The following is a 13310-nucleotide window of genomic DNA, read 5'->3' as shown; positions in this document are numbered from 1 at the left end:
CAGTGGCTAACATCGGCCAGATGGCCGATATGCCAGATGCGGGCCTGGCCGACAACGGCGCCCCGCCGCCGGAGCTGACCTCGTTCGTCGGCCGCCGGGCCGAGTTGCACATGATCGGGCAGGCCCTGGGCGAGGCCCGGCTGGTCACCCTGACCGGCGCGGGAGGCTGCGGCAAGACCCGGCTGGCGGCCCGGCTCGCCGTGCGGCCGGCGCGTCCGCCGCGCGACGGCGTGTGGTGGGTGGATCTCGCGCAGGAGACCGACCCGGCGGCGGTGCCGCGCCTCGTCGCGACGGTCCTGCGGGTGCTCCTGGCCGGCGACTCGGACGAGACCGCCGCCCTGTCCAGGCAGCTGCGCGAGCGCGAGCTGCTCCTGGTGCTGGACAACTGCGAGCACCTGCTGGACGGCGTCGCCGGCGTGGTCGCGGGCCTGCTGCGCCACTGCCCGCACGTCACCGTCCTGGCGACCAGCCGGGAACCGCTCGGCCTGCCCGGCGAAATGGTCTGGCGGGTCCCGCCCCTGGACGCGAACGACGCGGTCGCCCTCTTCCTCGACCGGGGCCACGACGTGCCGCGCACCGAGGAGGCGCTGACCGCGGTGCGCGACATCTGTGCCCGGCTCGACGGCATCCCTCTCGCGCTGGAGCTGGCCGCCGCCTGGACCGGCACGCTGACGCCTCAGGAGATCGGCGCCGAGCTGGACGACCGGTTCTCGATCCTGGTCGCCGGCCACCAGGGGGCTCCGCCGCGGCACCGTACGCTGGCGGCGTCCATGGCCTGGAGCCACGACCTGCTTCAGGAGCGCGACCAGGTGCTGTTCCGCCGGCTGGGCGTGTTCGAGCCGGGCTTCACCCTCGCCGTCGCCGAGGGCGTGCTGGAAGGCCATGGCCGTGTGGAGTTGCTCACGGGCCTGCGCCGGCTGATCGACAAGTCGCTGCTGCTGGCCGAGACCCGCATGGGCGTCACCCGCTACCGGATGCTGTCCTCCGTCAGGCGGTACGCGTGGGAGCGGCTCGCCGAGGCGGGTGAGCTGGCCGCCACACGCGACCGCCACCTGGCCGTCTTCCTGGCCCTGGTCCGGGAGGCCGCCCCGCTGCTGGACAGCGACAAGGACACCTGGCGGGCCACGATGCGCGAGGAGTATCCCAACCTGCGCGCGGCGCTCGAATGGGGTCTGTCCGGCGACCGCCCGGACCAGGCTCGCCGCCTGGCGGCCGGGCTGGCCTGGCTGTGGCACCTGGAAGGCCGGCTCGGGGAGGGCCTGGGACTGCTCCGGCTGGCGGCCGAGCGGGGCGCCGACGAGCACAGCGCGCTGCAGGCCCGGGTCCTCACCGGTCTCGCGCTCGTCGCCGACACCACGCACCCGGCCGGGCTGGAGTTCGACGCGGCCGACTCCGCCCGTGCCATGGCGCTCGACCACGGCGATCTGCGCACCGCTTGCCTGGCAGGGTCGCTCAGCGCCATCGGCATGCTGCTCACCTCTCCTGACGAGGCGCGGGTGCGGGCCGCCGCCGTCCGCGAGGAGGCCGTCGCGGCCGGCGACGCCTTCGTCGCCGACGCCGCGCAGGTCCTGGTCGGCCTGGTCCACCACATGAGGGAGGAGCATCGCCAGGCGCTGGCGGAGCTGGAGACGCCGGTCCGCGGCCTGCTGCGGCGGGGCGACCGCGGCGTGGCGGCGCTGGCGCTCGGCCTGATGGCCCTCGGCAACGCCTGTCTCGGCGAGCTGCACCGGGCCAGAGCGCTGGCGGAGCAGGCGGTCGAGGTCGCCGCCCCTCTCGCCGACTACCACCGTGCCGGCACGGCGCGCGCCGTCCTCGCCGGTGTGTGCCATCTGCAAGGCGACGACAAGGCCGCCGAGCTCGCCCTCGACCCGGTCATCCGGCTGGTGGACCAGGCGCCCTCGGCTCCCTTCGTGCCGAGGCTCGCGTTGACGATCGGGCGGCTCTGCCTGAGCAGGCGCGAACCGGTGCGGGCGGCCGAATGGTTCAGGAGCGAGACGGCCTGGCGCGGCGGCGAGCAGCCGGACGAGCTGCTGACCCCGGAGACCCGCATCGCCCTGGCGGCGGCGCTGCGGCAGGCCGGCGACCCGGAGGGCGCGGCCCGCGCCTGCGCGGCCGGCCTCGATGCCGCCGAGGCTCTGGGGATGCCGCGCCTGATCGCCGAAGCTCTGGAACAGCAGGCGTTCCTCGACGAGGCGCGCGCCGTCGCTCTGCATCTGGAGGCACTGCGCCTGCGCGCCGCCAACGGCCTCCGCCTGGCCTGCGTGGACAGTCTCGAGGCCCTGGCAGCGCTGGCCGACGCCACCACCGGCGCCCGGATCATGGGCGCGTGCGATCGGGCCAGGGAGGAGCTCGGCTACCCCCGGCCGCATCGGCCGAGCGTCCCGTCCGATCCGGAGGGCCGCCGGATGGAGCTGGAGGAGGCCATCGCCTTCACCCGCCGCGCGCACGGCGGACGCCGCCGTCCCGCCTCCGGCTGGGCCAGCCTCACCCCCGCGGAGCAGGAGGTCGTACGGCTGGCCGTGGCGGGCCTGTCCAACCCCGAAATCGGTGACCGGCTGTTCATGAGCCGCAGCACGGTCAAGACGCATCTCGCGCACGTGTACGCGAAGCTCGGCGTGGCCAACCGCACCGAGCTGGCGGCGCTGCGCCGCGAGCACGACCACTGAGACACCCGTCGGCGGCCCGCGACGCGGACACGCGGGCCGGCCGGGTCGCCGCTCCCCCGTCACTCATCGTGAGTGCCTGCTCTCCATAGCACGACATCCATCGCGGAGGTCTGGCACACCGACGCACATCGCGTGCTTCGCAGTGTCACCTTGTCTGACTTACCGACCTCATATCACTTATTTTCCCTTTATGTGGAGAACATGACTTAACTCCTCAATGGGCGAAAAGATTTCATTGACAGGGGGTTACGGTAAACGTTTAATGTGGGCGATCTTGCGGATTTCGTACGGGAGATAACCCATGTTTAGGCTTCCCGGACTGCGGAGTTGGCGTGCGCTCACTGCCGTGGTCGTGGCGGGTGTACTGGTGGGAACCGGGGCACCCCCGGCCGCGATGGCGGCACAGGAAGGTCGGACGGGATCCGACACGGGCCTGCTGGACGGCTGGCAGCAGGCACTGAAGCGCGCGGCCGAGATCCGGGAACCGGTCGAGGTGACCGACGCTCGGACCGAGTTCACCACCACATATGCCAATCCGGACGGCGAGTCGTTCCGGCTTGAGCAGTCCACCGCCCCCGTCCGGGTCAAGGGAGCGGACGGGGCGTGGGTGTCACCCGACGCGACGCTGGAGCGGCGCGCCGACGGAAGCGTGGGGCCGGTCGCGGCCGCCGTGGGCGTCTCCTTCTCCGGAGGCGGCGACGGCGGGAACCTCGTCACCATGAACCGCGACGGCCGGACCCTCGCGCTGGGCTGGCCGGGAACCCTGCCGGAGCCGGTGCTGGACGGCCCGAACGCCACCTACCCGGACGTGCTGCCGGACGTCGACCTCAGGATGACCGCGACGACCGAGGGCTTCCGGCAGGTTCTGATCGTCAAGACTCCGCAGGCCGCGGACAACCCCGCGCTCGCGAAGATCCGGTACGCCGTGAAGTCGTCCGGGCTCAAGGTGGAGCAGACCGCGGACGGCGGCATGTCCGCGACCGACGGCAACGCCACCGAGGTCTTCACCTCGCCCCCCGCCGCGATGTGGGACTCCACCGGGGACCCCGCGGCAGGGCAAACCGGAACAGGGCAAACCGGAACGGCCGGCGCCTCCGCCGCGCCGTCCTCCCCTGCCACGTCCTCCCCGGCCCCGTCGGCCGCCTCCACCCCGGCAGCGAAGGGCGGCGCTCCCCAGGGCGCGCCCGCGGACGGCTCGCCGGAGCCTGCGTCACCCCCCTCGGAAGGTTCTCCGGCCGAGGGCCAGGCCGCCGACGGTCCCGCTCCCGGGGCGGGGCACGCCGAGCTGCCGATCGAGGTCGGCAAGGACACGCTCACCCTCGTGCCCGACGCCGGCCTGCTGCGCCAGAAGGACGAGTCGGCCTATCCCGTCTACATCGACCCCACCGTGACCTGGGGGGAGACCGACCGGACGCTGCTGCGCTCGGACGGCTACAAGTCGTACAACTGGGGCAACGGCAGCAACAACCAGGGCGAGGGCGTCGGCCACTGCGGCACCTGGAACGGCTACTACTGCGGGCCCGGCTACACCCAGCGGCTGTACTTCCAGTTCTCCCCCGCGAGCCTCAAGGGCAAGCAGGTGCTGAGCGCGGCGTTCCGCGTCACCGAGCCCTGGGCGTTCCAGTGCAGCCCCCGCTGGGTGGACCTCGAGCGGACCAACAACTTCACCTCGTCCACCACCTGGTCGGGCCGGCCCAAGGAACTCGACCTGATGGTGGACCGGAACGTGTCGGCGGGCCGCGGCTCGGCCTGCGACCCCGACCAGCCGGCCGCGCCCATCGAGTTCAAGGACAACGCGGAGGAGACCAACGAGAACCTGACCCCGACCGTGAAGGACTTCGCGGCGGGCAAGTTCTCCAAGCTAACGCTGGAGCTGCGGGCGCATGACGAGGGCGACACCTCCGCCTGGAAGCGCTTCAGGAACGACGCCGTGCTCGTCGTCGACTACGTCGGCATGCCGGGGGTGCCGACCGGGGTCGGCCTCGTCACCGGCTCGGGCACCGTCTGTGAGACCAAGGAGTCGGCGCCCGCGGTCGTCTCCGACCCCACCCCCACCATGGCGAACACGCCGCAGACCCTCGCGGGCGGCGAGTCCGGCGCGATGCTGCGGGGCGCGTTCTACGTGCAGAAGAAGAACGCCGACGGCACCTGGACGCAGGCCTTCGCCACCATCGAGCGACCGACGAGCGGGCATGTCGGCGACAACGTCAAGGTGACCGCCGACGCCCCGACGCTGTCGGAGGGCGTGCTCTACCGCTACGACTCGTGGACGCGGTCCTACTACAGCAACTACACCAAGTGGCTGGCCGGGACCAGCAGCTACCTGAGCGCGGGCTGGTGCTACTTCAAGGTCGACCCGACCGCGCCCAAGGCGCCCGTGGTCACCCTCGGCGCGCCGTACACCGCCTGCACCACCACGAGCTGCGCGCCGGCCGGCGGGCCCGGGCAGAGCACCACCGTCACCTTCGGCCCCGCGTCCGGCGACGCCAACAACGTCGCGTACCAGTACCGCGCGTCCAGCAGCTCGAGCTGGTCGTCCGACATCGCGGGGGCCACGGCCAAGACCGTGATCACCCCGTCGGCCGCCGGGACGTACAGCCTGTACGTGCGGGCCAAGGACAACGTCGGCAGATACGGCGCGACCACGGTCGTCGACTTCCTGGTCGCCGCGGGCGCGGGCCCGGTCGGCAGGTGGCACTTCGACGAGGGCTCCGGCGTCGCCGTCGACCGGGGCAGCGGGCATCACGACGCCACGCTCTCCGGCGGCGCCGTACGGGACGCCCGGGGACGCCGCGGCGAGGTCTGGTACGACGACGCCGGCACTGCACTGGACACCCCGAAGGTCGACCAGGGGTTGGGCCTGAACGGCACGACGGCGTACGCCGCGACGTCCGGGCCCGTCCTGGAGACCCGGTCGGCCTACACGGTCTCCGCCTGGGTGCGGCTGGACAAGGTGAGCGACGACGGCATCGTGCTGTCGCAGGACGGCTCGGGCGGCTACAGCCCCTTCCTGCTCTGGCACGAGAAGGACTACGGCGCCTTCTGCTTCGGTGTGAAGGAGAAGGACGAGGCGACGGGCAAGGCCTACTTCGGGGTCTGCGGCAAGAACGGCACGTCCAGGGCGAACGTCTGGACCCACCTGGCCGGCACCTACGACCCGGCGACGCAGAAGCTGAGCTTCTACGTCAACGGCGTGCCGCAGGGCACCGCGACCGTCTCCGGCCTGTGGTCGGCCACCGGGCCGTTCGAGATCGGCCGCTACAAGTGGGCCAACGTCTTCCAGTTCTACTTCCCCGGCTCGATCGACGAGGTCGCCGCCTGGCAGCGGGTCCTGACCCCTGAGGAGGTCGCGACGGAGGCGCGGTCGGAGTCGCCGGCGTCCGGCCGCAACGACGTGGAGCTGGTGGCCGACTGGGACCCTGCGGGCGTCGCGGGGACGCAGGTGCCCGACTCGCTGTCGGGGTACGGCCGGGCGCTGGCGCTGGCCGGCGGCGCGTCGCTGGACGGCGAGGGCCTGGTGCTCGACGGCGTGGACGACGCCGCCACCACCGCGGGCCCGGTCGTGGACGACCTGGGCTCGTTCACGGTCACCGCGAAGGTCGAGCTCGACCGGGACAAGATCCTGGAGAAGCCGATCGGGACCGTCGGCCAGGTGGCCGGGCAGCGCACCGCCGACGGGTCGTCGTGGGGCCTGTGGTTCGAGCTGACCGGCAAGGAGACGCAGCTCGACGACGACGGCAACGAGGTCAGCGTCCCGGTCGGCTTCTGGCGCTTCGGCCGGATCGGCACGGACGGCACGAAGACCTGGGTGAGCTCCGACACGCCTGCCAGCCTGGACAGCCCGGTCCGCCTGACCGGCGTGTACGACGCCCTGGCGGCGAACGGGCGCGTGGTGCGGCTCTACGTGGGCCACGAGCAGAACGACCTCGACATGGCCTACACCGCCGTGCCCGGGTCGGGCGACTTCGCGGCCGGCAAGGGGTTCAGCGTGACCTCCTGGGGTCACTTCCTCCCCGCGAGGATCACCGATCTGCGGCTGTGGGCGGGCGCCATGGCCGATTCCGACCAGATGGACGCCGTCATCGGCGACTGACGGAGTCCGGGGACCGGCGAGCCGCCGGTCCCCGCGGCTCCCCCGCATCTTCCCCCGGCTGGTCCGCGGGTTCTCTCGTTTCCTCTCGAGGAGGTTGGGTCATGCGACGGCCCGGAATACGTGCTGCCCTGGTGGCCGCGCTGGCGGTGGTGATCTCGTTACCCGTCGGGGTGACGGCGGCCTCGGCCGCCGCTGTCTCCGCGGAACAGGGCCCGCCCGGCGCCCCTCCCGTGCAGAAGCAACGGTCCAGCAAGGTCAGGGCCATGGACGCGAGCGGGGCGAAGGAGGCCAGGGAGCGGGTCGCCGCGTCCAGGGCACGCAACGACGCCGCCGCCGACCGGGCCGCCAAGGAGCGCGAGGCCGCCCGGTGGCCGAGCGCCGCCGAGGCCGACGTGCCGATCGGCGGCGCGCGGAGCGTCAGCGTGGGCGGGCTCCCGGTGAGCCTGGACAGCGCCGCCTCTGACAGTGCGGCGCCGGCCGACGCCCAGACCACGGCTCCCGGCACGCCCGGCACCGCGGACTCCCTGCGCGCGCAGGCCGCCGGTTCGCGGACGGCCCGCGTGCGGGTGCTCGACCGCGCCGCCGCCGAGGCGGCCGGCGTGGACGGCGTGCTGCTGACCGCGTCGGCGCAGGCCCCCGGCACCGCGACGCTCAGCGTCGGCTACGCCGCCTTCGCCTCCGCGTACGGCGGCGGGTGGAGCGGCCGGCTGCGCCTGGTCCGGCTGCCCGCCTGCGCCGCGACCACCCCCGAACGGGAGGAGTGCCGCACGCGGACCCCGCTGGACACCGGCAACTCGGCCGCAGCGCAGACGCTCTCGGCGCCGGTCACGTTCGACGCCGCGCCGGCCGTGCTGGCCCTGACCGCAGACACCCCCGGTGAGGGAGGCGAGGCGGCCGACGGCAGCGGCAACTACGCCGCCACCCCGCTCGCCGCGTCGTCCACGTGGCAGGCGGGCGGGAACTCCGGCTCCTTCACCTGGTCCTACCCGATCGCCCCGGTGGAGCCGGCGGCGGGACCGGCGCCCGCGCTCGACCTGTCGTACGACTCGGGCAGCGTGGACGGGCGCACCTCCACCACCAACAACCAGGGCACCTCGATCGGCGAGGGCTTCGACACCGCCGCCACCTCCTACATCGACCGCCAGTTCGGCAACTGCGACGAGGACGGCCACGACAAGCAGTACGACCTGTGCTGGAAGTACGACAACGCCTCGCTCGTCCTCAACGGCAAGTCCACCGAGCTGGTCAAGGACGACACCAGCGGCAAGTGGCGGCTGAAGAACGACGACGCCTCCACGGTCACCCACTCCACGGGCGCCGACAACGGCGACGACGACGGCGAGTACTGGACCGTCGTCACCGGCGACGGCACCAAGTACGTCTTCGGCCTGAACAAGCTGAGCGGCGCGGGCAGCCAGCGAACCAACTCGGTGTTCACGGTCCCCGTCTACGGCGACGACTCCGGTGAGCCCGGTTACAGCAAGGGCGACGCCTTCGCCGACCGCTCCGTCACCCAGGCGTGGCGGTGGAACCTCGACTACGCCGAGGACACCCACGGCAACGCCATGACGTACTGGTACACGGCGGAGACCAACTACTACCGGAAGAACAAGTCGGCGACCGCGACCACCTCCTACGTCCGCGGCGGCTACCTCGACAAGATCCTCTACGGGCAGCGGTCCGACACGCTGTTCACCGTGGACGCGCCCTACAAGGTCGCCTTCTCCTACGCCGAGCGCTGCACGGCTTCCGACTGCGGCAGCCTCACCAAGGACACGGCGGAGAACTGGCCCGACGTCCCCTTCGACGCCATCTGCAAGAAGGACGCCGACAAGGACGACTGCCACGCCGAGAGCCCGGCCTTCTTCAGCCGCAAGCGCCTGGTGAAAATCGAGACGAGCGTCCTGTCCGGCACCGCGTACAAGCCGGTCGACTCCTGGGCGTTCACGCAGAAGTACCTGGACGGCGGCGACATCGGCAGCTCCGCCGACCAGACGCTGTCGCTGATGTCGATCGTGCGGACGGGCTCCGCCGCCGACACGCCGATGACGCTCGACCCCGTCTCGTTCACCTACGCCATGCGGCCCAACCGCGTCGCCGGCGGCACCCAGCCGGGCGGCGGCAACATCCTGCCTTTGACCAGGCCGCGCATCGAGACGGTCACCTCGGAGACCGGCGCGATCACCACGGTCAGCTACAACGAGCCCGAATGCGTGCGCGGCTCGACCATGCCGAAGGGCGAGGACGACAACGCGCTGTCCTGCTATCCGCAGTTCTGGCACATCAACGGCGCCACCGACGCCTCGATCGACTGGTTCAACAAATACCGCGTGCTCGCGGTGAACATCGCCGACCCGGCGGGGTACAACCCGCTCGTCGAGTACGCCTACGAGTACTCCTCGCCCGGCTGGCGCTACAACGACAGCCCGTTCACCCCCTCCGACGAGCGCACCTGGTCGCTGTGGCGGGGCTATCAGAAGGTCACGACGTACGTCGGCGACGCCGACGGCACCCGCACCAAGACGGTGTCGGTCTACCTGCAGGGCATGAACGGCGACCGGCTGCTCAAGTCCACCAGCCCGAGGACGGTCGACCCCGACAAGCGGCGCGCCGCAACCGTGCCGGGCCTCGACGTCGCCGGTCTCGACGTGCCCGACCTCACCGACTCCGAGCAGTACGCCGGCTTCACCCGCGAGGAGGTCACCTACGACGGGTCGAACCCGGTCGACGTGACCGTCAACGACCCCTGGTCGGCGAAGACCGCCACCCAGCACAAGTCGTACGCCGACACCGAGGCCTACTACGTGCGCATGGGCAAGACGTCGGAGCACACCTACCTGACCGTCCCCAAGACCTGGCGCACCGTCACCACCTCCACGACGTACGACTCGTACGGCATGGCGGTCAGTCAGGACAGCACGGGCGACACCGCGAAGAGCGGCGACGAGACCTGCACCCGCACCTGGTACGCCCGCGACGACGCCAAGGGCCTGCACTCGCTGGTCTCCCGCACCCGCGTGGTCGGCCGCGCCTGCTCGGTGAAGGAGGCCGACCTGTCGCTGCCCGCCGACTCCGCCACCCCTGGCGACGTGCTGTCCGACACGGCCACCGTGTACGACAACACCGCCGCGACCGGGTGGTCGGCGAGCCAGAAGCCGGTGAAGGGCGACGCCACGTGGGTGGGACGGGCCACCGGCTATCCGTCGGCCGTCACCGGCGACGACCGCCCGCCGACCGGCTGGCAGCGCACCGGGTCGACCACCTACGACACGCTGGGCCGGCCGCTGACCGTGACCGACGCGGGCGGCAACCCCACCACCACGGCGTACACGCCGACCGGCGCCGGGGTGCTCACGAAGACGGTGGAGACCAACGCCAAGCAGCAGAAGGCGACGACGTTCCTCGACGGGACGCGCGGCCTTCCGGTGCGCACCTACGATCCGAACAACGGCAAGACCGAGCAGACCTACGACGCCCTCGGCAGGCTGACCGGCGTGTGGCTGCCCGACCGCAGCAAGGACGGCGGGCAGACCCCCACCTACGCCTACTCCTACGTGTACGAGCGGGGCAAGGCGCCCGCGATCGGCACCTCGACCGTCAAGTCGTCCACCACGGCCAGCTGGTCGTACGAGATCTTCGACTCGCTGCTGCGGCCCATGCAGACGCAGAAGCCGACCCCGAACGGCGGGCGGCTGCTGACCGACACCCGTTACGACTCGCGCGGCCTCGCCTACGAGACCTACGGCGACATCTTCGACTCCAAGCAGACGCCGAACGCCACCTACACCCGGGAGGAGTACGGCGAGGCGCCCAAGCAGGCGAACCTCGTCTTCGACGGCGCCGGCCGGCAGATCCGCAGCACGTTCCTGTCGTACGGGGTGGAGAAGTGGACGACCACCACCGCCTACACCGGTGACTCCACCGCCGTCAGCGCGCCGACCGGCGGCACGGCGACCCGGACCATCACCGACGCGCTCGACCGCACGGTCGAACGGCGCGAGTACAACTCACCCTCCCCCGCCGACACCCAGTACGGCGCGCTGACCTCCAGCGGGTACACCTCCACGTCCTTCACCTACCGCGCCGACGACAAGGAACTGACCGTCACCGCTCCCGACGGCGCGAAGTGGTCCTACGCCTACGACCTGTTCGCCAGGCAGACCGGCATCGGCGACCCCGACAAGGGCGCGAGCACCGTCCGCTACACCGCGCTCGACCAGACCGACACCGTCACCGGCGCGAACGGCACGGTCCTGCTGTACGGCTACGACGAGCTCGGCCGCAAGACCGGGCTCTGGTCGGGGTCGCGCACCGACGCGAACAAGCTGGCCGCCTGGACGTACGACACCGTGGCCAAGGGCCAGCTCACCTCGTCCACCAGTTACGACGGCGGCGTCTCTGGCAAGGCGTACACGAAGAAGGTCCTGGCGTACGACGGCCAGTATCGCGCCACCAGCACCGAGATCGACATCGACCCGAACGACCCGATGGTCCTGTCCGGAGCGGCGAAGACCAGCTACACCTTCGGCAGCGACTACAACCTCGACGGCACGCTGAAGAGCTCCACCGAGCCCGCGGCCGGGGCTCTGGCCGAGGAGAGGATCAGCCTCACCTACACGCCGACCGGGCAGGTGACCGGGCTGACCGGCACCACCGACTACCTGCAGAAGGCCGACTACAACGCGCTCGGCCAGCCCCTGCAGTTCACCCTCGGCCTGTCGGGGGCCACGGAGGCCAAGAAGACCTTCCTCAACAACACCTACGAGGAGGGGACCGACCGGCTGAAGCGGTCCTTCGTCACCACCCAGTCCACGCCGGTGAAGCCGCAGGATCTGGCCTACCACTACGACGACGCGGGCAACGTCACCGAGATCGCCGACACCCCCACACAGGACGGCGCGGGACAGAACGACATCCAGTGCTTCGCCTATGACGGGCAGCGGCGGCTGACCGAGGCGTGGACGCCGGCCACCGACGACTGCACCGGCAAAACGCTGGGCGGCGCCGCGCCGTACCGGACGGCCTACACCTACAACGCCTCGGGCCTGCGGGCGACGGAGACGCGCTATAGCGGCTCCACCGCCACCACCTCGACGTACTGCTACGGCGACACCGCCAAGCGGCACGCCCTCACCGCGATCGTGACGGGCTCCTGCACGGGCGCGTCTGCCACCTACTCCTACGACAAGTCCGGCAACACGACCGGGCGCAACGGCCAGGTGCTGACCTGGGACGCGCAGGGCCGCATCGCGACCCTCACCCAGGGCACGCAGAAGACCGCCTACCTGTACGACGCCGACGGCGGGCTGCTGATCCGCCGGGCGGTGGGCGACGGGGAGAGCGTGCTCTACCTCGGCGCAACCGAGATCCACTCGAAGAAGACCGGCAGCGCGGTCACGAACTGGGCCAGCCGCTTCTACGCCTCGGACACGCAGGTGATCGCGGTGCGCACCACTCAGGGCGGGAAGAACGCGGTCTCCTTCCTCGCCGGCGACCAGCACGGCACCTCCTCGCTGTCGGTCGACGCGGCCGGTCAGGCGATCAGCAAGCGCTTCACGACCCCGTTCGGCGCGCCGCGCGGGGACACGGTCGGCGGCGCGTGGCCCGACGACAAGGGGTTCCTCGGCAAGCCCGCCGACACCGCCACCGGGCTCACCTACGTCGGAGCCCGCATGTACGACCCGGTCGCCGGCAGGTTCCTGAGCGTGGACCCGGTGCTGTCTACCGGCCAGGCCCAGTCGCTCAACGGCTACTCGTACGGGAACAACAGCCCCGTCACGTTCAGCGACCCGACGGGCGAGGAGGTCGGCTCGCGGCCCAACTCCTGCCAGTACGACCTCAAGTACTGCGACAAGGAGACGCAGGCGGACGTCGGGTACGACCCGAAGACAGGCAAGGTCGACCCCAACAAGGGCGCCGAGCATCGGAAGAACAAGAAGAAGAAGAGCCGGCCGGTGCCGAGCCCGTCCCCGGGCCCGGCACCGAAGGCGCCGCCCGGCGGATGCTTCTGCCACTCGAACGGGATCAACCTGTTCAAGGCCCTGCTCATCCACCCGTTCCACTGGGGCAACAACACGAACGGCGCCAACGAGCTGGCCCTGAGCTACCACACGATGTTCAGCGACGGATCCTGTGAGCGCCGCGCCCTGCAGTACGTCTGCTACAACGGCTCCCCCGGAGGCGACCAGCCGATGACGGTCGGGGACGTCCACTTCTACCCGTACTCGAAGAAGGACTTCGAGAACCGGCTGCGGGACGAGAAGCAGCGCCGGGACGACATCGCGCGGGTCGCCGGGCGGGAGACGGCCGACAAGTATGGGCCCAACCTCGAAAAGCACGAGGCGGTCCACTCGGAGCAGTGGGCGAGCTACAGCACCGCCACCGCCTACATCGCGGCGTACGGCTACCAGTCCTTCAAATCCCAGCGGGAGACCGGAAGTCCCGCGGCGACCAATTCCTTCGAGGTGGGGGCCAACCTGTGGTGGGGCAGCTACACGAACTGGCGGCCGCTCGAGTACCGCCTGCCGGGGACCTAGGCTCGGAGGCAGCCG

General features: G+C 71.4%; 3 protein-coding genes. All 3 read left to right on the top strand.

All coding sequences use genetic code 11. The features are described from left to right. The first annotated feature begins 20 nt into the window (after positions 1-20). The 3 genes from ACIBK1_RS36165 (at position 21) to ACIBK1_RS36155 (ending at position 13295) form a co-directional block, all read left to right on the top strand. On the top strand, positions 21-2666 hold the full coding sequence (locus ACIBK1_RS36165; protein ID WP_396740141.1) for a helix-turn-helix transcriptional regulator: 2646 nt from the start codon (positions 21-23) through the stop codon (positions 2664-2666). A gap of 367 nt (positions 2667-3033) precedes the next feature. Next, positions 3034-6759 (top strand): LamG domain-containing protein, encoded by a 3726-nt coding sequence (locus ACIBK1_RS36160; protein ID WP_396740139.1) that lies wholly within the window; start codon positions 3034-3036, stop codon positions 6757-6759. 101 nt (positions 6760-6860) lie between these two features. Next, entirely contained in the window at positions 6861-13295 is a 6435-nt protein-coding gene (locus tag ACIBK1_RS36155) for an RHS repeat-associated core domain-containing protein (protein WP_396740137.1), read from the top strand. The last annotated feature ends 15 nt before the right edge of the window (positions 13296-13310 follow it).

The organism is Microbispora rosea (genome assembly GCF_044460045.1).
In the GTDB taxonomy this organism is placed as follows: domain Bacteria; phylum Actinomycetota; class Actinomycetes; order Streptosporangiales; family Streptosporangiaceae; genus Microbispora; species Microbispora rosea.
Note: the sequence above shows the minus strand (reverse complement) of the source record. Positions and strands in the feature narration are given on the sequence as shown.

Bases quoted from the DNA above. Each gene is read 5' to 3' on its own strand.
- ACIBK1_RS36155 (WP_396740137.1), top strand. From the start codon at position 6,861: ATGCGACGGCCCGGAATACGTGCTGCCCTGGTGGCCGCGCTGGCGGTG.
- ACIBK1_RS36165 (WP_396740141.1), top strand. From the start codon at position 21: ATGGCCGATATGCCAGATGCGGGCCTGGCCGACAACGGCGCCCCGCCG.